This window comes from Martinezella calliandrae (assembly GCF_030272695.1).
GTDB lineage: Bacteria > Pseudomonadota > Alphaproteobacteria > Rhizobiales > Rhizobiaceae > Rhizobium > Rhizobium calliandrae.
In genome coordinates this window covers 33,438-57,181 of record NZ_JARFYN010000031.1, presented here as the reverse complement: position 1 = coordinate 57,181, position 23,744 = coordinate 33,438, and the positions used below count along the sequence as shown (strand labels likewise).

Below are 23,744 nucleotides of genomic sequence, written 5' to 3'. Positions count from 1 at the left end.
AAAACAAGGAAGTGATACCAACGCAGCTTTTCCTGTGTCCGACATTGTCGGAACCGGGACACCGCAACGTCACTGCGCATGGTCGTCCACCTCGGCGCCGTCGCAAGCTGCTTTCCGCCATCGCAATTGCGTTTTGCCAGTTTTGTTAGATCCCCGACACTGGCGTTATTCAGTCATTCGGTTGTCTGGCTCACATTAAACAGTTGAAAAGAAACCGGAAAATTGCTGTGCGGCAGCCAAGGAAACTGGCATGAATATTGAATTCTCCTATGCAAGGCGTTTAGCGCTGCCGGCACGTTGGGTGGCCTTCCATAGAAGGGAATGTCCGATCGCCACCGGCCGGTATGCCGAAAACTATTTTGAATACCAGCAAGGAGACCCGCCGATGAAATCTCGAGCCGTATGAAATCATTCGGAAGCACGAACGATAGGCCGCGGACGGCTGAGAGCCGGAGGTGCCGTCGCTCGATTATTTCGCGCTCTCGCGTTTCGATGGGTAGGTGAAGCGCGACAAAGAGGCTTGTGCCGGCGAAAACATTACGGGCGGCAGCCTCGCAAGCCGCCAGTCCAGGAGAAAGCAAGTCGTGAATGACCATATCCCAGATCATGTCCCGCGCGAAATGGTGGGGGACTTCAGCTTGTTCACGTCGCCTGGCATGCAACGCATCTCCAATGGAGATCCTCATGAAGCCGTCGCTCGCGTCCATGCCGGGCCTCCGATCTTTTATTCACCCGACAATACCCGGGATGGTCGTGGCACCTGGCTCATCACCAGGGCCAAAGACCAACGCCAAGTGCTGCAGGATCCCGAGACTTTTTCCAGCAACCGCAGTATTTTCGCGTCCGCGCTCGGTGACGACTGGCCGTTGATTCCACTGGAGCTTGATCCACCGGCCCACGGTATCTTTCGCTCCCTGCTTAATCCCCTGTTCTCGCCAAAGCGAGTGATAGCGCTCGAACCGTCTATCCGTGCGCGAGCGATCACCCAGGTCGAAAAGATCTCCGCGTCGAGCAATAGCTGCGAGGTCATGAAGGATTTTGCCATCCCGTTCACAGTTGGCGTCTTTCTTCATTTCTTGGGACTATCGGACGAGCGGCTCGACATGTTTGTCGGCTGGGCAAACAGGTTGCTCCACGGAGACAAGGCCCAACGATCAGCGGCGGCTCGAGCAATTCTGGAGTTTATCGACGAACTTGCGGCCTTGCGCCGCAAAGAGCCGGCCGACGACTTCATGACCTTCATCGTGGAGGCAGAGATTGATAACCGTTCGCTGGCCGACAAGGAAGTCCGTGGCATCGGCGTGCTTTTGTTCGTCGCAGGTCTCGACACAGTCGCAGCCGCGTTGGGTTTCGACTTGGCCCATCTCGCGCGCAATCCAAAAGATCAGGAATTGTTGCGGAGTGAACCGGAAAGGATTGTACTGGCAACCGAAGAATTGCTGCGGGCCTATTCGACCGTACAGATGATCCGCGTGGCAACAAAAGATGTCGACTTCAAAGGCGCGCCGATTCGCAAGGGGGACTATGTTTCCTGCGCCACGATGATTGCCAATCGTGATCCGGTGGAATTCGAAAATCCCAACACGATCGATCTGGCACGAGAGGACAACCGCCATATCGCCTTCGCCTGTGGCCCGCATCGTTGTCTTGGTTCACATCTTGCCCGGCGAGAAATCATCATCGCCCTGGAGGAATGGCTGTCGCGCATCCCTCATTTCCGTTTCAAGGAAGGTACGGCCCCCATAACCTATGGCGGCCACGTGTTTGGAATCGAAAATCTAGTTTTGGACTGGTCCTAACGCAAGCACGGGGCGCAGATACGGGGGTGCCGCATGCACATCATCGTCCGCAATGCCAAATGCCAGGGGCACGCTCGATGTTGGTCGCAAGCACCGGACATCTTCAAGTTGGATGAGGATGGCTACATCCTGCCTGGTAATATCAATGTTGCTGAAAGAGACGAATTTCTCGCATTACGGGGTGCTCGATCCTGCCCCGAACGTGCGCTCAAGATCGATCGCTCATCCGATCACATTACCAATGATGGCGTGAGCTGATGCTGGCGACTTGCAAGAAAAAAGCAAATGGATCGATCGACGATTCAACATGTGTCAAACTCCGTTACCCGCTAACACCATAGGCCGATGTCGCTCAGGCTTGTTTGATGTATGACAATGGTAGACGGCCGCGCGACCTGGTTCGACCGAGTTGCATTGTAAAATAAAGGGTTTTTCCCACGGCACGCATATTGCTGTCAGTCATTTGCAGCCGCTTCACCATCAAAGCCAATTGAGCGGAGATGTCGAAATGTCAGCACAGTGTTTTCTGGCGAGGTCTTCCTCTGCAGTCAGATTTCCGGATGCAATGAAAGGATTATACCCTTGTCTCAAAAGAATAGTGAGGCCGAGATTATCCCGTCTAGAAATATAAAATAGGCCCCGTGATTGATCAGTTATGGCAAAGAGTCGCTGGAATGCCATAACGATTTTCTTCCCGACGGCGATTTTAAGACACGCATCCTGGCGGCGCGTGAAGGATGCGCGTTGACTTAAAACATCGGAGTTTCAGTGAATATCAGATCCTTACTTCTAGGCTCGATCGCATCACTTTCGCTCGCGCCTTCCGTATCCGCTGTTAATGGAGTCGTCGCTCTCGAGCCGGAACCGGTTGAATATGTCCATATCTGCGATTCATATGGCAAGGGTTATTTCTATATCCCGGGAGCTGAAACCTGCATGCAGCTCGGCGGCATGGTCCGTACGCAGGCATCTTCGTACAACCCTTATGTCCCGGTCGAGCCGAGCGGCACCACCTGGCTGACGCGAAGCGAGCTCTATATCAACGCGACGACAGACACCGAATTTGGTCCGCTGAAGACGACGACGACTCTGCGGTTCGACTATATGGACGACAGCAATACGATTGGTGCCGACCTGCCCGTGGCGCATATCTCGCTCGGTGGGTTCCTCATCGGCCGCGCCGGCTCACAATATAATGATTGGATCGGCTACGCCGGCAATGTCATCAATCCGGATGTGATCGGCAACGGCCCCATCAAATTGAACCAGCTTTCATATTTCTATGACAGTGGCAACGGCATCTTCGGCGTCGTCTCAATTGAAGACAGTCTTTCGACGAACCTTAACCCCAACAGCGCAGATCATTATGCGCCGGACCCCGTGGTGGGTCTTGGCTACAAGGCCGGTCCTTGGTCGCTAAGAGTTGTCGGCGGTTATGATTCCGTTGTGGAGGAAGGAGCAATCAAGGCTCGTCTCGATGCTGATTTCGGCCTACTCAGTGCATTCCTTATGGGGGCTTGGAATACGGATGGCAGCAAGATCAACAAATTTGCGAACGGTGACGTTACTGGAAGCACCGGCGATTGGGCCTTCTGGGGCGGCAGCACCGTCAAGATCAACGATAGACTAAGCTGGAGCATGCAGTTCGCATACGCCGATAACAAGACGTTCCAAGCTGCGTCGAATATCGAATGGTTTGTAACCAGAGATCTGAAGATCGAGCCGGAATTATCCTACGTGAACTACGACAGGATCAATGTGGACAATTGGTACGGCGCGCTTCGCGTTCAGCGGTCATTTTAAAATTTGGCCAGAAAAAGCGGGCGGGGAAGACAGATAACGTCCTGCTGAGCAACGCGAGAAGCACGTGCGCACCAAAGCATTGGACCCAATCCGATGCAACGGATGATGAGTGCCGCCAAATCGAATTGCGACGCATCGTAATGAGTATACTCAAACTGCAAGGACAGGCGATAGGCTGCGTGCGGCTAATCTATCAGCGTCGGACCCGCGCATGCTTTAAGTTTGACCACAACGCCGCGTCCGGATTGCCGAAAACGCTTTTCCGCCACTTGTCTTGCAATTCGATTTGCCGATCGCCTTCGCATCATAGCGCCGGAACTAATAGCCATTCGCTTCAACGAGCTTTTATGATCGATTTTCGAACCGATTCCGCACATGCCGCATGGCGCGTCAGAGGGGGGAGCGGTCGAGATAAGCATCGAACGCGGCCGCGACAGCGCGAAGCGCAAAGCGACCCTCTTGCCGCACACGGATGAAACCATTGTCGATGTCCAATATCCCGTGCTCGGCAAGCGTGTCCAAGTGCTCACTCAGTAAATCGATCGAATCAAATCCGTGAACAGTACAGATCGCCGGCACGTCCGCCTCCAAGTTGCACATGAGATGCTCGATGATTGCGGCCCGTACACCATCTTCGCCGCTAAGACGATAGCCCCGTGACGTCGCTAAGCGGCCGGACGCAATGTGTCGGTTATAAGCGCTTTGGGTGAGTTCGTTTTGGACATATCCTTCGCCCAAACGGCCGATGGCCGACGCGCCGAGGCCGATCACAGTTTGGCATGTATCGGCCGAGTAACCCAAGGAATTGCGCCGCAGGCGGCCGGTTTTCTGCGCCAGCGCAAGCTCATCATCCGGGAGAGCGAAATGATCGAGCCCGATTTGGAGATAGCCGGCGGCAACCAATGTATCGGCTATCACCGAGGCCTGCTCAGCGCGGGCAGTGATATCCGGCAGCGCTGCTTTCTCAATCAAGCGCTGATTTTTTCGATAAGATGGGACGTGCGCATAGCCGAAAACTGCGAGCCGGTCGGGGCGCATTGCAACTGCGAGCATGGCGCTCTGGACACAGGATTGCAGTGTTTGATGCGGCAGACCAAACATCAGGTCGAAATTGATGCGGCTTACTCCATGCAGGCGCAGGTTTTTGACGGCAGCCATCACTTGCGTCTCACTCTGGGCCCGATTGATCGCTTTTTGGACAATGGGATCGAAGCTCTGCACGCCGACGCTTGCGCGGCACACACCGGCCACTTCCAGAGCTTCGGCCATCTCCCTCGTGAAGGTGCGCGGGTCGACCTCAATAGCGACTGTAGCCGCTTTCCTGAACGCGAAGCGGCCGCGCAGGAGTTCCATCAGAGACAGGAACTCCGCTGGCGGCATAATGGTCGGGGATCCACCACCGAAGTGCACGTCACTCACGGGCAGTGCCTGCGGTACTTGCCCCGCGACCAAACGGATCTCCTCATGCAGCATTGCCAGATAATTGAGGATCAAAGCATCCTGACGAGTGATGCTAGTCGGAAAGCCGCAATACCAGCACATCGACCGGCAGAATGGAACGTGAAGATAGAGCGAAACGGCGTCATCAGGTGGCAGGTTCCTCAGCCATTCTTCACAAGCCTTGGCGCCGATTGCTGAAGAAAACTCCTGCATAGTTGGGTAGATCGTATACCAAGGCAAATGGGGCCCACTATGCTTTTTCTGGATGAGAGGCGATCGCGCTAGCGGCAACGAGTTTCGTCTCCGGCCCAGCCTGCCATGTCCAGATCTCACGCGTCGTCTACCTTTCGATCAAATGGGATTCTGCGCCGATAGAAGGTAAGGGCGCTTTTCGCCGCCAGGCATCATGATTTCGGTCTTCCGAACGTCAATCGGCAATTCCCGCCGCCTCTAACGAGCCGCAAAGGTCATGCCAATCGCGTTGAAGCTCTAGGAGCTAGGTATCATCGAAGTCGCAAAAGCGATCTGTTTCACTCTGGAAGCCAAAAGACGATTGCACGTAATGACAGTCATGGCGGCATAGCGACGGCGCCGATAGATAACCAAACGCCTCGCAGCGAAGCGCAACGTTACGGTTTCGACAATGTCGGACATAGGACAAAGTTTACGGCGCATCTCATCTTATTGTTTCAAGCAGCATTTTTCGCTTGGCACTCTGCATGCCTAACCAACCGCAATGCGCTGCGCCAAGGACGAGCCGTCCCCGAACCGGCCTCGCGAACAGGTGGGTACCGTCTTTTCGGCGCGGTCTGTGCAAAGTCCGTCAGCCGCCTGATCTGGGAAACCCATGCGCCGGTTCTGACGCGAGCTTCAAAGCCGAGCTTGATGATAGATGGACCATCTCGGCCAACGCCGCGATCACCCCGGTGTTTTCCTTGGTGCGGAAGCCACTACCAAGTTCGGCGACTCGACCCTTTCGGCTCTATTACGCGGCGGCGTCAGCGTCCATGCGAGGGATATCGGCAAGTACTGGTTTCGCAATCTGTATTTCGAAGAAGAGTTCGACGCGCAACCTTCCGTTTCGGTCGGTGCCAAGGCCGTTTATCAAGTAACGGGCCGCGTCAACCTGTTTCTGGCCGGCAATTTCGATAGGTACTTCCGGAGAAAAGGCGACATGAGGGAGTATTACATGTCGACGAGGCCACGAGAAGTCGGATTCTTCAAGGATAGCGCCGGCATGGACCTTTATGCCTTGACCCTATCGGCCGGTTTCAAGCTCACGTTCTAGGCCATGGTAACGATTTGGCGAATTTCGATTTCCAAGACGGAGCAAATCAGACAGGTGATGCTTGATGAAGGTTCTGGCCTGGAATGATGCGCTGGGTTCACCGAACATGCGGACATGCTGGCTTTGCCAGCACGTGCTATCGCCACTCTTACCTCTCAGGCATTATCGAGGAGTGATGGGCTGTGATTAGCCATTTTCCGTCCATGAATTCATACGTATAGGTGTAACGCGCGGGAACTTTGGTGCCATCTGCGAATGAAAAGGTGTACATCCCACTATCCGTTGCCATGTTACAGCCGACCCTAATCACGCGGAGGTCGATCGATCCTTGCGGCCGCTTTTCGAGGAAATGGTCGAAGTAAGCGATTCTCTGCTCGTGTGTCAGGCGCGGCGTGTTCGACAGCGTAGGCAGCAGGATCGCATTCTCCGCATAGTTCGCCGCGACCTTCTCGGAATCTCGCGTTCCGAGCGACGCGTTCCAGCGGTCGAACAATTCGGCTACCTGCTGCTCGGTGATCGGTGCGCAGTTTATGGTGCCAGCGTCGGCTTGCTGCAATGAGAGAGTGGAAAGTACCGCCGCGGTGGCAAGTATAAGACGCATGTGTCATCTCCGGTTCTGTTGCGGGATCGGTTGAGTGACTGTATGGACACTTTCTCTGGGGCTTGAGGCCTGGTTAATATCACCAAGATCGACATGCCAACCGAAAGGATTTGCTTCACGGAGCGGCACGAAAAATCCTTCGAACATAACGAGGGACGCCGCCCAATCCTCGGCTAGCCCTCCACGCTGGCGACGCTGTACTTCCATTGCCGCTTGGAAGTGGGCATTCGCCAGGATTGGTGAAAGACAGAGAGAGGCGGCGATCACCACGTGATTTAGTGAAGCTAGTCGGACCCTTGGCAGCACCACATCCCATAGCGGGGCCTCTTGACCCATTTTAATCCTTTCCTGCACCACTCGTGCGCGGTCGACGGCGTGATCTTCGTCAATTGATGGCTCGTCTAATGCAGCGCGACAATCAACTCGTAAAATCGATTGTTTGGATAACACGCATCCACGCGATCAATTTGGATTCAAGCCCCCTGGTCCCGTCCGGGGTTTGCCAATCGGCCAAGCCGACGACCTCGGCACATCTCAGCAAAGAACAAGGTGCGTAGGAATGCATCGGTGATGTGAATGCAATCAATCGAAACAATCAACCCACTGTCCAATGAGAAATATGTAGACGTCACGCGGCGTTTGTAGCGCCGCCTCACAAGGAGTATTTCCGATGGAAAAGTTTTTCCGCGCAGCGAGAACGCCGACAGCCTCTTTGGCAGCAATGGTGACGATGTGATCATTGATTCTTCCGGCAACGACTGGATCGACGCTCGAGCGGGCAATGTCCAGATCTACGGCGAAGATGGCAGCGACTACATCTGCGGCGACAACGGGCGTGATAAACCCCCCATCGTCGGTGAGGACAACGACTATCTCTCCGGCGGAAAAGGCGATGATGTTCTTTTCGTCGGTGACGGCAGGGATTGGCTGAAAGGGGGCGAAGGCCGCGACACGTTCCTCTTCCAGTTCCACAATCCGATGCCAGGGGACCACAACCCGATGCCCGGGATCTTCCCGAAACAGGGCCCAGCCCCGGACATCTCCACCATCCTGGATTTCGACCCGGCGCAGGATACTTTCGCCTTCGATCCGATGGACCTCTACAACGGCGGCTTCAGCGCGAATTTCATCAACCATGCCAGCGTGCGGTCGGGCTTCCCAGTGGACACCTTCTACAGTGGCGCGGCCTCAGGTACGAACGGCGAGTACGTCGTGGTGATCACTGACCGGAGTTTCGCCGATGGCTCGGCGGCCGCAAGTGCGATTTCAGGCGAGGCTGCCGGCGACATCCTTGTCTACCACGACTATAAGACGCAAACTGCAAACCTGGCCTATGTCACCTCGGAAAACAGCGTGGACGAGTTGGTTCACCTAACTGGTGTCCAGACTGTGGACGATCTTGCCCATATGCATCTGACAGATTGCAATATTTGCCGCGGCCCTTACATCTTAGCAGATGCGCGGTTTTAGCTTGTGCGCGAGTCCGCCGCTACGGGCCTCGTTTGACTTTGCGGCCGATCAGATCACCTACAGCCCAAACTAGTCAATTCAATCCAGAGATGTCCGGATTGCGCACTTAATAGTCTTTGCGATGCTGTTTCATCTTGCTTTGAAACTTCACGGCCTCAGATCGGCCCTGCAACGTTTAAATTCGACTGTTCTTCTTCTGCTTCCAACAGCTGCCAGGTTAATCCGCTTATGCGTTTCAAGGGTCTTGATCTTAATCTTCTCGTCGCATTGGACGCTTTGGTGACTGAACGCAACCTTACAGCGGCGGCGCGCAGCATCAATCTCAGTCAGCCGGCAATGAGTGCCGCCGTCCGCCGGCTGCGTAATTATTTCCACGATGATCTGTTTACGATGCAGAGCCGAGAACTTGTTCTCACGCCTCGTGCGGAAGGCCTCGCCTCAGCGGTCCGCGAGACACTACAACACATTCAACTCACCATTGTTTCTGGCGCCGGGTTCGCTCCAGACGAACCGGAGCGACACTTCAGGATTGCGATTTGCGATTTCATGACGACTGTCTTCTTTCGAAATATCATAGAGCGTCTCGCGCGCGAAGCTCCCGCAGTTAGTTTTGAGTTGCTTCCGCTAACCGACAATCCGGATCAGCTTTTGCGGCGGGGAAGAGCCGATTTTCTAATTCTTCCGGAATTGTTCATGTCGAGTGCGCACCCCAGAGCGAAGCTATTCGACGAAAAGTTCGTGTCCGTCGGCTGTGCCACGAACACCAAGCTAACTGATCACCTTACGGTCAGAGACTATATGTCGATGGGTCACGTTACGGCTAGGTTCGGGCTTGGCCAGCAGCAGTCCATTGAGGACTTTTATTTGTTGGAACATGGCATCAAAAGACGTATCGAAGTGGCCGTTCAAGGTTTTGGCTTGGTGCCGGCCGCGCTTCTAGGCACCGACAGGCTCGCAATTATGCCTCTGCGGTTGGTGAAGCACTTTGAAACATCAATGCCACTACGGATTGTGAAGAATCCTATACCTCTTCCCGCCTTCACCGAGGGTATCCAGTGGCCGACCTCCCATGAAAACGATCCGGCAAGTACCTGGATGCGAGAGATAATGCGGCAGGAGGCGTGCCGGCTAGCAAATTCTTCCATGTCACGCGAACATGGTAATTAGGAGACGGAATGAAGCTGAGCTTTGTGTGGCGTGCCAATACGAGATCGTTGGCACGATCGAGTAAGCCATCAAGGCCAACGCTTGGTGGATGTCCCAAGCTCTCACGGCAGCTGAGCTGGACGACGAGCCGGACCCTTCATCGGCGGCGACAACCGCAGATCATAGCAAATAGAAGAAATCTAGTATGGAGACCTGGGCCGGATGTCGCAAAGTAGCAACCCACATTTGACATTTAAACGCGGTGGATCGACGTTTGATGGCATGATCGAAACACTCGGCGCCGCCTTTGGCGAATATAGGGCCGAGCTTGTCAGTCCGGTCGATGACTTCCAATGGAGTCTTGATTTTTCGAACTTTGATTGTGCCACGGTGATCAAGGGGTTTCACCGGCACGAGTTTCAGTTTCAAATTCAACCTACCACCAGCGCAGTGCCGCATTTGTCGGTTGTGCTGCCGCGCAGCGGTGGTATGGGGGTGACCTACGGCTCGCGCGAGGCCGTCGCCCGCCATGGAAAGTTGCTTCTCTATAACAATCTCGAGGCGGAAAGCGTCATGATGTACGGCCGATCGAACGTCATTGACGAGCTTTTGCTCGACTGGAACGTCGTTCTCCAAACGCTTGATCAAACCTTCGAAACGCCATTCAGCGGATCGTTGAATCTCCTGCCGGAATTAGAAATGTCGACTCCGGCTGGCCAAATGATTGGCTCACTCGCGGAGACTGTCATTCAAGGCCTGCGTGATCCCTCGGTGCGATCCCCAGTCGCGATGGCGCACGTCACGCAAGCTTTGGCCGACGTCATAGTGCGCCTGGTGCCGCATAAGCTTTCCCACCTGCTCGACAGGCAGCCTTGCATGATTGCACCCAAGCATGTCCGCCGGGCGATAGAGTTTATGGAAGCCAATATCAGTCAGCCGATCAGAATGCCGATGGTCGCCGAAGCCGCCGGAGTGTCGATACGCGCATTGCAACTTGGCTTCCGGGCTTTTCGGGAAACCACGCCGGCCGCATATCTGGCGAGGCTTCGGTTGCGTGCGGCGCGGGTGGATTTACTTGATCCCGCAAACGCGAGCTCTACTAGAGAAATCTGCTTGAAATGGGGGTTCTTTCACTTCGGACGGTTCTCGGCAATGTATAAAGCGAGCTACGGCGAAGGCCCTTCCGACACGAGGAGACGCATCAGGGGCATGCCGCCTCGCGCTTGCCGGCAACAAAAAACTGCGGTGGGCGGTTGGATTTCGCTGACATGAGCTCTCGCTTGATAGATGATCAGCGGAAGTGCCATAGGCGGTGATAAGATTGCACTGCAGCCCGGCTCGAGAAGCCACCATCGATGTTCGTCAAGTGGCGAACTGAGGATAAGGGTGGGGGGTCACAGGTTAGGCTCGAATCGTCGTTCCGCAAAACGGCGGAATTGGTTTGCCGTTCGTAAATGGTGCCGGGATCCTGAACCTAATGCAGCAAATGCCAGAAAGGTCTTGAGCTGGCGCCAATGTGCGGTTCGACTCACCGAGGCTGCAGCTTCGTCCTTGCTGCGTTCGAGTGCGTAGAGTTGCCTGAGCCCAAGTTGGATGAGATTAGGGCGCACAATGATCCGCGATCTCATCAAGGGTGTCACCGACTTTCGGAGCACCATTCGACGCTCAGGATTTTGCCAGATTGCGCACTTCTTGCCCGAGAAATGTCCGGTAGCCCTTTGCCCGCAAGTCGCAGGCTGGGCAAATTCCGCACCCATAACCCCATTCGTGCTGGTCACCCCGAACCCCCAAGTAGCAGGTGTGACTGTTCTCTATAATCATATCGACGAGTTCCTTACCTCCGAGGTCCTTGGCAAGCTGCCAGGTCCGCGCCTTGTCTATCCACATAAGCGGTGTGTCCAAGACCAGATGCTTCTTCATTCCGAGATTAAACGCAGTCTGCAGGGCCCTCATCGTATCGTTGCGACAGTCTGGATACCCGGAAAAATCGGTTTCGCACATTCCGCCGACAATGTGTTCTAACTCTCTACAATAGGCGAGCGCTGCCGCAAACGTCAGGAAAATCAGATTGCGGCCCGGAACAAAGGTGTTCGGAAGCCCAGTATCGGCCAATTCGATTGCCATACTGCTTGTTAGCGCGGTGTTTGAGATCTCTTTGAGAGCTGCAAGAGAAATCCTGTGATCATCACCAAGGCGTTCCGACCACGTCGCATTGATCATCCGAAGCTTGGTACGAAGCGTTTCGCGGCACTTAAGTTCAATCCTATGCCGTTGGCCATAATCAAAACCCACCGTCTCGACGCGCTCGTATCGATCGAGTGCCCAAGCCAGGCAAGTTGTCGAATCCTGCCCGCCGGAAAATAAGACCAATGCAGACGTCGCCACCTCCGTGCTCCTTATCACGTGCCGTCATATTCCGCCCAACAAAAGGGAGTCTCGAACACCTTGACCGATCGCACTCCGCCAACGAGAGGCTTGATCTTTTCCCAAACCCAAACCGCGATGTTCTCTGCGGTCGGATTTTCCAATCCTGGGATCTCATTAAGTGTATGATGATCGAGTTGCTCGATAACTGGTCCAAAGACCTTTTCTACATCAAAAAAATCAATGACGAACCCCGTATTCGGATCGACCTGGCCCTCCAATTGGAGCTCAATCCGATATGAATGGCCATGCATTCGATGGCACTTGTGCGTCGTCGGAACATGCGGCAGACAATGAGCGGCCTCGAAGGTAAACGCTTGAATGATTTTCATGGCATTCCGATCATTTTGTGGGTCTGCAGACTGAGCCGCCAATGCGGGTTCTGCAGACAAAACTCTGTAACGGCTGCGGTATTTCTTACGCGATCCGGCCCGTCCATGGGCTGAAGGAAATATTGGTCGAAATGGACGTCAGGGAGATCGTCAGGAAAGAGATCGACCTGCGGGTAGACGAGTTTAAGTTCGCTCCCAGATCTAAGTTCCAGCGGCGCGCCAGCCTTTGGACTGACGCAAATCCAGTCGATACCTTTTGGCGGCTCAATTGTACCATTTGTTTCAATTGCAATTTCAAAGCCAACTGCACGCACGGCGCCGATGAGAGCTGTGTCCAGCTGTAACAGCGGCTCGCCACCTGTGAAAACCACATATCGGTTGCGTTCTATCTTTCCCCAGGTGGCGGCGATTGCACCCGCTAGTGAGGCCGCATCCTGAAATTTGCCGCCTCCGTAGCCATCGGTACCGACGAAGTCGGTGTCGCAAAACTGGCAAAGTGCTTTGTGCCGATCCTCCTCTCGACCTGACCACAAATTGCACCCCGAAAATCGGCAAAATACAGCAGCACGTCCGGCTTGAGCGCCTTCGCCTTGAAGCGTCTTGAACAATTCTTTGACGATGTAGCTCATACTCCACCTATCTCCGTAACGGCATCGTCATCGCGATCTTTGCTGTCTCGGCCGTGAATGCCGCGCGTCGATCTCCGCAGTGATCTAGCTGCTTTCGCAACCGAGAAACTGCGGCGCAGTCGGATAACTGAAGTACGAACGCAGCTGCGCCTCGCTATATTTTGTCAAGATGAGGTCTGCAGCCTTGCCGTCTCCCAGCCCGATTCAGTATTTTCCTAACCGCTTCGCTCTCCTGTGTCGTTGAGCAATATCAACGTCCTGCAATTGATTTTGATTTCGGGATGACAGGTCGCTGAGTGCTCGAGGTCGATCGACGTTATCGGCGTTGTCGCCTGTGTCCATTCCTTGCGACGCAGCTCCGTGTTCAGATCGATTGAAGCTTTTTCCGATCATGGCATGCTTCCGCTATGACCACCGTTCTTTACGCAAACAGGGTTCCCCCTAGGGCAGATTGTCTGATATAGACCGTGCGCCTTGTCGCTGGCGCACCAATGCCATCCGCGTCAGCGCGCCCCGCCCTGTCATTGCCTGCCACGCGGTAATGACAGGGCGAATGCCCGATCAAGAGTGATGAGCCGGGATGCTGGGCGTCAGTTCCTTCGGCCGATTAAGCAGCGATCGGTCTCCAAGGTACAATCACGCCACAGGTGGCGATCGCCGGAGTGGGTCATAGTATCCGCCGTTAGCAGTAAGCTGATTTCGATTGTGATCCCATTGTCCGGCCTTCTTGCGCTGCCGACTGAAGCGCATCCGGGACAAAAGAAAGCACATGTCGACGAAATTCCCGATCGGCGTTACGCCAAGTGATCAATGCAAGATTGAATGTGTCTGCTGGGCGCAGCGCATCTGCGGAGGCGAGTCGCCAAACTGCCAATATTGTGCAGCCTATTCTGGCGCGCCTTCAAGGAGGCCGTCATAGACTTCCATGAGCGCACTGGTGATAGCCTGTCCAAGAGCATTGCCTGCTTCCCGGACAGCCTCTTCGGTTTCATCACGCGCGGCCTTGGCCAGGTCAAAACCTTGTTCGCCGACGATCCGCTTGGCGACTTCGATGGCCCAGATACCGAAGTCACCCCGATTATCGATGTTGATGTATTCTGCCATTATTCGTCCCGCCTGTTTATGACTGAGCGGTCTAGACGTTTATTCTCGCCATGGCCAGCACATTTGGCTGATAACCGTCCAGCGCAATTATAATCGAATTCTCTGGCCATGCTCTCAGTGCAAGCCACGCTCCAGTCGTTAGCGCATCGAACGCAACAAGGGCTTACATCAAGGCGTTCCGAAGCGATATCCATCCGTCATTCGAATGGGTTGCATCCAAATAATCGATTTTACGGATTGATCGGTATGATCCATTAGAAGAGGGTCGTTTGATTGACGTCAAGCCCACTGATGGCTTCGCCAAGCGGTTCAGGATAGGACAGGTACTTGGTTACAGGGCCCAACAGATCGGAACCTGACGCCAAGGAGGACCCTGTTGGCATAGGGGCTGCATCGACTGCTGGCGAATGCGTTGTACGCGCCCTCGGTATCGCGACTTTCATCGGTTAGCCGTTTTAAGAAATAGTCGGAGATCTTTGCATGTGCTCGCAAGTGCGGTGGAAACTATGCTGGGAAAACGAGCTGGAGCTCGCCGACCACGTCGGACTTGCCGACTTCTTTCGAAGGATCTATGGGCCTACCGGCCTCTATAACGCAAAACCATTCGAGGGCAGTCGAAGCTGGGCGGGAGCGAGACCCGAGGTGCGGGCAATCGGCTATGACTCTGGTGGTGTCGCCGCTCACATGGGATTGCTGCGTCGATTCATCAAAGTTGGGGCCGTCGACCTACCCGTCGCCGAATTGGGATTGTACGGGGTGCGCACCGATCTTGAAAGACTGGGGATTAGCCATTCCATCCGCGCCGTGCTGCCAATACTGGGGGAGCTCGCCGTGCCATTTGCTTTCGGCACGGTCCGACCCGCGTTGCAAAAGCATATTGAGAGGCTCGGTCGGCACGGCCCGATGACGGTTTTGTCGGGCGTGCGCGGACGGTCTATGCTGCCAGAGCCGCGTCTCGACAAGCCGCCCACGCGCATCGATGACGCACTGGTTACGGTTTTGCCGATTGGACGATCGATGGCCGATTGGTGCGATGATCGACCGGAACGGGCCGGAGCTATGATGCCGTTCGATTGCATCGACGTCCTCACCCTTATCGCAAACAGGAAATCCTTGACGTGTTGCGCGCATCAGACGCGGCCTCTTCGGGCAAGGGCCAGTCCGCAGCAGATCAATCGCTTCCTTGCTTAGGGCAGTTCTAGTTTATGGCAGCCTCCCGTCGAGCCCTCAGTTAATCCAATCGATTGAGAATTACATCAGGTCTACTCAATGCCGCGAAAATTTCGAACTGATATCCAAGCCTTGCGTGGCTTGGCTGTTTTGCTGGTCGTCCTCTATCACGCACGTATTGGGCCGTTTACAGCTGGCTATCTGGGCGTTGACGTTTTTTTTGTGATTTCCGGCTTTCTGATTACCAGACTGATCCGGACGCGGCTTGAGCAATCGCGGTTCAGCTTTTCGGAATTCTATTACCGACGTGCGAAGCGTCTGTTGCCGGCGGCCTACGTCGTCATTGCGCTTACGACGGTCGCCGCGCCATTTTTGCTGTCGGACGTCGGGCTGCGGGAGTTCCGTAATCAGGTCATAGGGGCGCTCACATTTTCCACTAACATCGTTCTTTGGTCCCAAGTGGACTATTTCGGCTCGGCCGCCGAAACGATGCCCCTCTTGCATTTTTGGTCGCTCTCCGTTGAAGAACAGTACTATCTGCTGCTGCCTCTCTTCTTGGCTTTGGCGCCGAGGAGATGGTGGCTCATCGGAATTGCGACGCTCCTTGTCGCTAGCCTAGCTCTATGTTTTTATCTGGTCGCCCAGAACCCATCTGCTGTGTTTTACCTTCTGCCGACCCGATCTTGGGAAATGGCCATTGGTTCACTTGGCGCATTGCTTCCCACCAGACCCTTGGTGTCTGCCGCGCTTATGAAGCTGCGTCTTCCCGCGCTCGCGGTTCTCCTCCTTGCCCCGACGGGCCTCGCACATCCCGTCGTGGATGCCGCTTTGATTTGCCTTGCAACTCTGGCCCTCCTGCTTGCGCCCACCCAGGACAATGTGATGGTGCGAGGCATGGCGAGGATCGGGGACGTCTCTTACTCACTCTATTTGATCCACTGGCCCGTACTTGTCTATGTGAGAGCTGTTTGGCTGGCGGAGCCTCCGGCGCTTGCGATCTATACGGCCGTTGCTTTCTCATTTATTGGAAGCTTGGGGCTTTACTCGTTCGTGGAGGAGCCATTCCGGCGTGGATACGTGATGTCTCGCGTCCGGCTGGTCTCAGGATTGGCCGCCGCGTCGATTCTTCTCGCCTTCTCGCCCTCTGTTGCCATTGCCACAACCGAGAGAAAGTTTGATTTTGCCACAGTCCGGCGGATCAACTACGGTCTGGGGAGAGAATGTGATTTCAAACCGGGTCCGCCTCCTCAGGACGTCCCGAAGAGCTGCCAGACGACAAGCAAACCTGAATTACTGGTCTGGGGCGATTCATTTGCCATGGCACTGGTTCCCGGCTTAGCCAAAACAATCGGCGAAGCCGGACTAGCTCAGCTCACAATGAGCGGGTGCTTCCCGGCCATTGGCGTTGCTGCTGTTTCCAAAGAGTTAGCGTCGCCCTTTTCCCGTGCCTTCGGCGAGGACTGCATTGCATTCAATGATCGTGTTCTGGCCATTTTGAGAAATCGGCCGGAGATCAGCACGGTGGCCATCTCAAGCCCTTTCGATACCCCCGTATCGAATGAATTTATGGTGCTTAAGAGAAGCGGTGAGACCCTCACCGATGACGAGGCCTCTCTGTATATAACCGTTGAGGGAATCAAGGCTCTCGTCAAAGATGTTCGCGCTTTGGGCAAGCGAGTGGTTGTGGTTGCTCCTCCGCCAGTCGGAAACTTCGACATTGGCGATTGCCTTGAGCGGAAGGCGAGGGGAGCGATTATTCTTGGGCGCTACAGCGGCTGCGAAATATATGTCAGCGAATACCGCCGGAGACGCGCCCGTACGCTCGAGCTGTTGAACGAAGTGGGCTTGAAGGCTGATGTTGGGGTGGTTTCTTATCACAACTTTCTTTGCGACGGCACCACGTGCAAAACCGAGATCGACGGCAAATTCCTTTACCGGGACAGCGGTCACCTTTCCTATGAAGGATCAGAGATCATCGCTCGTCAGACAAAACTAGCTGAAAAGCTGATCAGGGCGGCCCGTTAGAGCATGTTCGACAAAAACTTCCAGTGACGAGGGAAGGTGACGCGCACCCTGGCGCCGCCCATGCGTCGAAACAAAAACGATAGGAGACAAGATGCCCGATCAAATCGCAGACAACGTCATCGTAATGATCAAGAAAAAAGCCGCAGCTAACGGCACTGAGTCCTCTCCAACTGAAAACAAAATTACGACTGCAACTGAACTTGCCTCGCTGGGTCTCGATTCGTTGGACCTGACGGAACTACTATGGGATCTTGAGGAGACCTATGGAATTGGCATCGAGCTCAATACGACCGAAGCCTGGGCAAATCTTCAAACTGTCGGCGATCTGGTGGAAGCCGTCCGCGCTCTGATCGCAAAGGAGGTTTGAATGGATAGGCGCGTCGTTATCACGGGAATTGGTGGGCTGTGCGGGCTCGGGACCAACGTCGCCGCCATCTGGAAAGCTATGCGCGAAGGACGTTCCGCGATTAGCCCCATCACCAATTCAGAACTTCATGAGTTGAACGGCACGATCGGGGCCGAGATCAAGGTGCTGCCGGAGCATGGCATTGACCCGAAGCAATCCGCCTCCATGGATCGCTTCAGCTTACTTGCCGTAATTGCCGCACGCGAAGCCGCTAAGCAGGCCGAACTCTCCGTTGACGAAGAAAACACTCATCGTATCGGCGCAGCTGTAGGTGTGGGCATTTGCGGCTGGGATGCGATTGAAACAAACTACCGTGCTCTCCTTTTAGAGGGCGTTCGCCGGGCTGCCATTCTCACTGCGCCGAAGGTCATGCCGAGTGCGGCTGCCGCACAGGTCAGCATGAACCTCAGTTTGCGAGGGCCGGTCTTCGGTATTGCGTCCGCCTGTGCCTCGGCCAACCATGCCATCGCATCGGCTGTGGATCAGATTAGACTTGGCCGCGCCGACGCGATGGTCGCCGGCGGCAGCGATGCGCCACTCATATGGGGTGTCCTGAAGTCGTGGGAAGCACTGCGCGTACTTTCATCAGATACATGCAGGCCCTTCTCGGCCGATCGAAAGGGTTTGGTATTGGGTGAGGGCGCGGGCATGGCCGTACTGGAAAGTTACGAGCATGCTGCACGGCGCGATGCCAAAATTCTTGCTGAGGTCGCCGGCGCTGGTCTTTCCGCCGATGCATTCGACATCGTTGCGCCTAGTGTCGAAGGGCCGATGGCCGCGATGCGCGCCTGCCTATCTGATGCACGGCTGAATGCAGAGGATGTGGACTATCTAAATGCTCATGGCACGGGCACCAAGGCCAATGATCCGATAGAAACTGCGGCGATCAATCGCGTCTTCCGTCATCATGCCCGCTCGTTGTCCGTCTCTTCAACCAAGTCCATGCATGCGCATTACCTTGGCGCGTCGAGCGCGCTCGAAATGATCGCCTGTGTGATGGCTCTCCGGGAGGGCGTGGTGCCGCCGACAGCAAATTATCGTGTACCAGACCCCGATTGCAATCTTGACATTACCCCCAATGTGCCGCGCGAGCGAAAGGTGCGCGTAGCACTAAGCAACGCCTTCGCAATGGGCGGCACGAACGCAGTTTTGGCATTCAAGCATGCTTAGCGGGAGACACACGTCTCACCGTCTGTCGCTTCAGCAATGCCTTGCTCACACTGCCTCTCAGTAACCTTACCGACAGGGCGCTCAGGCCAGCTGTCTCTGGGTGACGTTGCCGCCGGCGCCCAGAGTATGTCGATCATCAACGACGAAAGGGTCTCAATGAATATCGCACCGCGGAACGCTGCAGATTCGCATCGAAAAGAGGATGCTCATCTTGCACGCCATCTTTCCAACCGGCACCTCCAGCTTATCGCTATCGGAGGCGCGGTCGGCACCGGTCTTTTCATGGGATCAGGAAAGACCATTTCGCTCGCCGGTCCTTCGATCTTGCTCGTCTATGCGGTCATCGGCTTCATGCTTTTCTTCGTCATGCGTGCGCTCGGGGAAATCCTGCTTTCCAACCTGGAATATCGCTCGTTTGCAGATTTCGCCGGGGATTATCTCGGCCCCTGGGCTCAGTTTTTCACCGGTTGGACCTATTGGCTGAGCTGGATCGTGACCGGCGTGGCCGATGTTGTTGCCGTTTCCAGCTATGTGGCGTTTTGGTTCCCCGAACTGGCGCTTTGGATACCGGCGCTTGGCTTGATATTCACGCTTCTCGCCCTCAACCTGCCTACCGTTCGCAATTTCGGCGAAATTGAATTCTGGTTCGCACTCATCAAGATCCTCGCGATCGTGTCGCTTATCATTACTGGCGCCTATATGCTTTCCACAGGCTTCAGGCTGCCCAACGGAAGCACGGCATCCGTCTCGCATCTTTGGCAACATGGCGGCTTCTTTCCGAACGGGTTCCACGGCTTCGTTGCCGGTTTCCAGATTGCGGTGTTTGCTTTCGCAGGTATCGAACTCGTTGGAATGACCGCGGCGGAGACCAAAGATTCCGTCCGCAACCTGCCAAAGGCGATCAACTCGATTCCGGTCCGCGTCGCTCTCTTCTATCTCGGTGCCCTATTCGTCATCCTTACAGTCATCCCATGGAATCAAGTCGATCCGAATTCGAGCCCGTTCGTTTCCATGTTCTCGCTCGCTGGCCTTGGCATTGCCGCGCATGTTGTGAATTTCGTCGTACTGACCTCGGCGACATCAAGTGCCAACTCAGGCATCTATTCGACATCGCGCATGGTCTACGGGCTTGCGACTTTCCGACTGGCGCCGAGCCTGTTCGGCAAGTTGAACCAGCGGAAAGTGCCGGTAAATGCGCTGTTCTTCTCGTGCATCTTCCTACTGGCGGGCGTCGTACTGCTTTATGTCGGAGATAGTATTATCGAGGCCTTCACCATCGTCACCACGGTTTCGGCGGTGCTTATCATCTTTATTTGGTCGATCATTCTGGCATCTTACCTGCAATATCGCCGCAAGCGGCCTGACTTGCACGAAAAGTCCACCTTCAAAATGCCCGGCGGACGTGCGGCTGTCGCGATGGTCTTCGGCTTCTTCATCTTCATCCTATGGGCGTTGGCGCAGAAGCCCGATACGGCCATCGCCTTGAAGGTCACGCCGCTTTGGTTCGTCTTACTCGCAATCGCCTATGCGGTAGTCAAAGCACGACGCTCACGATTGCCTGCCGGTGCATAAATGACAAACTGACGCCTTGGCGGAACGGCTGGCACGGCTCGGCTATAGGATGCTGAACTCGTGCCGTCACGCACTGTCGGCTACGACGCCATTCGTCGTACCGCAGATGGCAGCAAGCAGCATATCCAGATCAAGGGTCGGGCCTTCGGCAATCATGCAAAGCAACCAAGCCGCAGGCTGCGATAACGTGCCGGTGCGGCTCGATAATGCCACTCTCGAACGGCGCGAGATGTGGGAAGCATCCGATGTGGATATCCAGATACGATTGGCCTCGTTAAGGTCAAAGGCTCGTGAGCGCGGCGCGTTTGGCGTTCGCGAGTTCAAGCGCCTTGCCGTCAAAGTGTGGTCTGCCGCCTGACCTCGTTTGGGACGTGTCAGAGCATATACCCGAGATGCGACGAGACGTTATCGGCAATGCTGATGGTTCGATGGGCATAGGCCCGATGACCAAATAGCTGCCGATCTGCGTTGCTGTCTCGTCGGCGATCCGAAAGCTTGGTTGACTGTGTAATTCAAGAGACCGGCAGCTGGATCCGAAATAGCGTTCCCTCGTTCGCATAGTGAGTTTGTAGGAAGCACCACGGTTCGTCATGGCGATCATTGTCGGGATTGTCAGAAATCCGACACGGGCAGTCTGAGGCGCCTCGTCGAGGCATGTGGGAAGGATGGAATGGCTTGCCGGCAACAAAGCCTCAGAGCCGACCCCTGGCGCTATTTGCCGAAGAACGCAAGAACCATCGCTCTGCAAAGGGTCTCGGATGGACCATGAGCCCGTTTCGACGCAATACCACTGCAGCGCGGCATTGCGCGAAACCAGATACAACACAGTCGCTGCTTTCCAGTCGGCCAGCGCAGATAGATCCTAAAAACCTCAACGGAAACATCGCCAGGCTCTCTGAGCCGGTTGATCACCACATGACGTCCGGATGGCCGAAAATGTTTTCGCCCATCCGTCTGCTAAGCAGTCCTTGCGATGCATCCCTGCCGTTTAGGCAATCTCGGCCGTCAATCGCTTAAAGATCGGAACCAACCGGGGATGACGGCCGGTGGGCGGATGCTGAATATCGACCGTGCGGCCCACTTTTTTCTGCCGCTTTAGCCAATCGCGCAATGTTTCTGCGCAGGTGTGGTCAACATAATGCAGATCGCCGCCGGCGATCCGGACTTTGCAATCAGCTGGCAGCGTTTCTAAAGTATTGAGGAGTGCCGGAACATCCTTGCAAGTCGCAACGCCGGCAAGGGTCAGATGAACTGTCTCAGCCTCTTCCAATCGATCGATAGCAAGCTTGCGTCGTAGATAAGGAAGGACCTCAAGAATCGAAAGCGTCAAACCTAGTGCCACGCCAACGAGCAAGTCTTGAAGTACGACCATGGCAACGGTCGCAATCCAAATGCCCACCGGAACCCAACCGTGATGATCGAAGAGAATGCGCACGTGCTGAAGGCTGATCAGCCGCCAACCCGTAACGAGCAATACCGCTGCCAGCGCCGTCAGAGGCACCATGGAAAGCAATTGCGGCAGAAACACCACAAGACCGAGAATCCAAACGCCATGCAGGACAGCCGATGCCCGTGTGTGCGCCCCAGCTTGAATATTTGCCGATGAGCGCACGATAACGCCAGTGATCGGCAGGCCACCGAGCAGACCGCAGAGCCCATTGCCAATGCCCTGCGCCAAAAGCTCCTTGTTGAAGCGCGTGCTGACCCCGTCATGCATTCGGTCGACAGCCGCAGACGACAGCAATGATTCCGCACTGGCAATGACTGCAATCACCAAAGTTGTGACGACAATCCCCGGATGAGCCATATTTGCGAAACTTTCCATCGTCGGCAATGAAATGCTGTTTGCCAGAGATGCGGGAACCTCGACCCTGGCAATCGGCAGCCGCATTGCGGCCGTCAATATGGTTCCGGTCGCAACGCCCACCAGCGCACCAGGCACCAGCTTCAGCCGCTTTGGCCTGAATTTTTCCCAACCGATCATCGCAAGCAGGGATATCAGCCCTACAAGCAAGTCTGCGGCTTCACTCGTCAAACCGCGTCCCCAAAGATGTCCGAATGTTCGCTCCATCGCCACGACGTTCTCGATTCCGCCGGCAGCGGGTTTGGCCCCCATCAGAACGTGGATTTGTCCGAGGATAATCAGAATGCCGATACCGGCGAGCATACCGTGAACGACAGCAGGCGAGATTGCCCGAAACCATGAACCGATCTTCAGGAACGCGGCAAGGACCTGCAGAAGCCCAGCGACGATCAGGACCGGCCCCAGCATCGCGACTCCATGTTGTTCGACAAAGCCGAAGACAACCACCGCCAGACCAGCAGCAGGCCCTGATACTTGTAGCGGCGAGCCCGCCAGCAAGCCGACCACAATGCCGCCGATGATGCCTGATATGAGGCCCATGGCAACAGGCACGCCCGAGGCAACCGCGATGCCAAGGCAAAGCGGGATGGCAACGAGAAAAACGACAAGCGACGCAGCAAAGTCGCGCGAAAAGACGAAGTTACTATTGGTCATCGCGCTACTCCGCTGCAATCGCGGCTGCGACTTGCGGACGATTCCGGCCGGTGACTGCGGCGGGTAACGGCCCGTCCTCGCGTATCTTCGTGAAGCGAGCAGCCGACCCATCGTAAACCTCCACCTCGCCTGTTTCGATATCGAAGAACCAACCGTGCAGCGTTACGTCATTGGTCGCTAGTTTGGCTGCGACGGAAGGATGTGTGCGAAGGTGATCAAGCTGAACAATTACGTTCTCCATAGCGATGGCGCGGATTTTTTGGCGTTCGGGCAGATCGGCCGGATAGGCTTGGCAAACGATCGAGTGGGCAGCATAGCCGTGCTTCAGCCATGCGGCCACGTTCGGCATGGATTTCAGCAAATCGGGACGGCAAAGTCCTTTCATCGCGCCGCAATCGGAATGGCCGCAGACGATGATGTCACGAACCGCGAGTGCTACGACGGCATATTCGATTGCTGATGAAACGCCACCATTTGCGGTGGAAAACGGTGGAACGATATTTCCGGCATTACGGCATACGAACAGCTCACCTGGTCCTGATTGCGTAATTGTTTCAGGCAGAACCCGGCTGTCGGCGCACGAAATCATCAAGGCGTGCGGCTGCTGTCCCTCTTGCGCAAGCTTCTGGTAAAGTGCCTGATAGTTCGGGAAGACGGCACCGCGGAAGTTCGAGATACCTTTTAATAGATCACCCATAGCAAGTCCTCATTGTTGGTGGAAGCAGGGCGCGACCTTGCTTCGGCGGATTGGAAAATCTGATTATTTCGCAAGTGCGAGATGGGAATGGGATAAGCAAAGATGATGCCAAGGCGTCGATCGCGCCGTTCCAAATCGCAAAGATGTGAC

General features: G+C 55.3%; 21 protein-coding genes and 1 pseudogene. 14 read left to right on the top strand and 8 right to left on the bottom strand.

Translation table 11 applies throughout. From position 1 onward, the window contains the following. Positions 1 to 250: 250 nt before the first annotated feature. The 4 genes from PY650_RS21975 (at position 251) to PY650_RS21960 (ending at position 3,602) form a co-directional block, all read left to right on the top strand. On the top strand, positions 251 to 406 hold the full coding sequence (locus PY650_RS21975; protein ID WP_285881661.1) for a hypothetical protein: 156 nt from the start codon (positions 251 to 253) through the stop codon (positions 404 to 406). 214 nt (positions 407 to 620) lie between these two features. Next, a complete protein-coding gene (locus PY650_RS21970) occupies positions 621 to 1,799 on the top strand; it encodes a cytochrome P450 (RefSeq protein ID WP_285881691.1) in 1,179 nt (392 codons plus the stop codon). 33 nt (positions 1,800 to 1,832) lie between these two features. After that, positions 1,833 to 2,057, top strand: coding sequence for a ferredoxin (locus tag PY650_RS21965; protein WP_285881660.1), 225 nt, complete (start codon positions 1,833 to 1,835; stop codon positions 2,055 to 2,057). A 510-nt stretch (positions 2,058 to 2,567) separates the two neighbouring features. Next, entirely contained in the window at positions 2,568 to 3,602 is a 1,035-nt protein-coding gene (locus PY650_RS21960; RefSeq protein ID WP_285881659.1) for a porin, read from the top strand. Positions 3,603 to 3,992: 390 nt separating this feature from the next. Here the strand turns inward: PY650_RS21960 and hemN are convergent, their stop codons facing one another. Beyond that, positions 3,993 to 5,309, bottom strand: coding sequence for an oxygen-independent coproporphyrinogen III oxidase (gene hemN, locus PY650_RS21955; protein ID WP_432761563.1), 1,317 nt, complete (start codon positions 5,307 to 5,309; stop codon positions 3,993 to 3,995). Between the two features lie 625 nt (positions 5,310 to 5,934). Between hemN and PY650_RS21950 the strand changes: the two genes are divergently transcribed. Next, positions 5,935 to 6,330, top strand: a complete 396-nt coding sequence (locus tag PY650_RS21950) for an omptin family outer membrane protease (RefSeq protein WP_285881657.1) — start codon at positions 5,935 to 5,937, stop codon at positions 6,328 to 6,330. A 148-nt stretch (positions 6,331 to 6,478) separates the two neighbouring features. On the opposite strand, the gene PY650_RS21945 is transcribed toward PY650_RS21950, so the two are convergent. After that, the gene (locus PY650_RS21945) at positions 6,479 to 6,931 is read right to left on the bottom strand and encodes an SgcJ/EcaC family oxidoreductase (protein WP_285881656.1); all 453 of its coding nucleotides are present in this window, start codon (positions 6,929 to 6,931) and stop codon (positions 6,479 to 6,481) included. A gap of 732 nt (positions 6,932 to 7,663) precedes the next feature. Between PY650_RS21945 and PY650_RS21940 the strand changes: the two genes are divergently transcribed. From PY650_RS21940 to PY650_RS21930, 3 genes are all read left to right on the top strand, one after another. Then, positions 7,664 to 8,401 carry a calcium-binding protein gene (locus tag PY650_RS21940; RefSeq protein WP_349644509.1) on the top strand — a complete coding sequence of 246 codons (738 nt, stop codon included), beginning with the start codon at positions 7,664 to 7,666 and terminating at the stop codon, positions 8,399 to 8,401. A 228-nt stretch (positions 8,402 to 8,629) separates the two neighbouring features. After that, positions 8,630 to 9,568, top strand: coding sequence for a LysR family transcriptional regulator (locus PY650_RS21935; protein WP_285881654.1), 939 nt, complete (start codon positions 8,630 to 8,632; stop codon positions 9,566 to 9,568). 201 nt (positions 9,569 to 9,769) lie between these two features. Further along, a complete protein-coding gene (locus PY650_RS21930) occupies positions 9,770 to 10,819 on the top strand; it encodes an AraC family transcriptional regulator (protein WP_285881653.1) in 1,050 nt (349 codons plus the stop codon). A gap of 393 nt (positions 10,820 to 11,212) precedes the next feature. Here PY650_RS21930 and queC read toward each other — a convergent pair whose 3' ends face one another. The 4 genes from queC to PY650_RS21910 all read right to left on the bottom strand — a co-directional run bounded on the left by queC (position 11,213) and on the right by PY650_RS21910 (position 14,036). Beyond that, entirely contained in the window at positions 11,213 to 11,932 is a 720-nt protein-coding gene (gene queC, locus PY650_RS21925) for a 7-cyano-7-deazaguanine synthase QueC (RefSeq protein ID WP_285881652.1), read from the bottom strand. A 14-nt stretch (positions 11,933 to 11,946) separates the two neighbouring features. Continuing rightward, a complete protein-coding gene (gene queD / locus PY650_RS21920; protein ID WP_285881651.1) occupies positions 11,947 to 12,303 on the bottom strand; it encodes a 6-carboxytetrahydropterin synthase QueD in 357 nt (118 codons plus the stop codon). Further along, positions 12,300 to 12,932 (bottom strand): 7-carboxy-7-deazaguanine synthase, encoded by a 633-nt coding sequence (gene queE / locus PY650_RS21915; RefSeq protein WP_285881650.1) that lies wholly within the window; start codon positions 12,930 to 12,932, stop codon positions 12,300 to 12,302. Before queE ends, queD begins: the two co-directional genes overlap by 4 nt. Before the next feature lie 885 nt (positions 12,933 to 13,817). After that, a complete protein-coding gene (locus tag PY650_RS21910) occupies positions 13,818 to 14,036 on the bottom strand; it encodes a hypothetical protein (RefSeq protein ID WP_120708890.1) in 219 nt (72 codons plus the stop codon). Between the two features lie 480 nt (positions 14,037 to 14,516). Between PY650_RS21910 and PY650_RS21905 the strand changes: the two are divergent. The 6 genes and pseudogenes from PY650_RS21905 to PY650_RS21880 all read left to right on the top strand — a co-directional run bounded on the left by PY650_RS21905 (position 14,517) and on the right by PY650_RS21880 (position 20,737). Beyond that, positions 14,517 to 15,099, top strand: a pseudogene (locus tag PY650_RS21905) (NodA family N-acyltransferase). Positions 15,100 to 15,305: 206 nt separating this feature from the next. Then, positions 15,306 to 17,231, top strand: a complete 1,926-nt coding sequence (locus tag PY650_RS21900; protein WP_285881649.1) for an acyltransferase family protein — start codon at positions 15,306 to 15,308, stop codon at positions 17,229 to 17,231. A 91-nt stretch (positions 17,232 to 17,322) separates the two neighbouring features. Then, on the top strand, positions 17,323 to 17,598 hold the full coding sequence (locus PY650_RS21895) for an acyl carrier protein (RefSeq protein ID WP_120708893.1): 276 nt from the start codon (positions 17,323 to 17,325) through the stop codon (positions 17,596 to 17,598). Further along, entirely contained in the window at positions 17,599 to 18,807 is a 1,209-nt protein-coding gene (locus PY650_RS21890; RefSeq protein WP_285881648.1) for a beta-ketoacyl-[acyl-carrier-protein] synthase family protein, read from the top strand. It abuts the gene before it with no gap. 156 nt (positions 18,808 to 18,963) lie between these two features. Next, positions 18,964 to 20,379, top strand: a complete 1,416-nt coding sequence (locus tag PY650_RS21885; RefSeq protein ID WP_285881647.1) for an amino acid permease — start codon at positions 18,964 to 18,966, stop codon at positions 20,377 to 20,379. A 154-nt stretch (positions 20,380 to 20,533) separates the two neighbouring features. Then, a complete protein-coding gene (locus tag PY650_RS21880; protein WP_285881646.1) occupies positions 20,534 to 20,737 on the top strand; it encodes a hypothetical protein in 204 nt (67 codons plus the stop codon). 630 nt (positions 20,738 to 21,367) lie between these two features. Here PY650_RS21880 and PY650_RS21875 read toward each other — a convergent pair. Both PY650_RS21875 and PY650_RS21870 read right to left on the bottom strand, forming a co-directional pair. After that, complete coding sequence (locus tag PY650_RS21875) at positions 21,368 to 22,897, bottom strand: SulP family inorganic anion transporter (protein ID WP_285881645.1); 1,530 nt, start codon at positions 22,895 to 22,897, stop codon at positions 21,368 to 21,370. 4 nt (positions 22,898 to 22,901) lie between these two features. After that, on the bottom strand, positions 22,902 to 23,594 hold the full coding sequence (locus tag PY650_RS21870; RefSeq protein ID WP_120708897.1) for a carbonic anhydrase: 693 nt from the start codon (positions 23,592 to 23,594) through the stop codon (positions 22,902 to 22,904). Positions 23,595 to 23,744 lie beyond the last annotated feature (150 nt).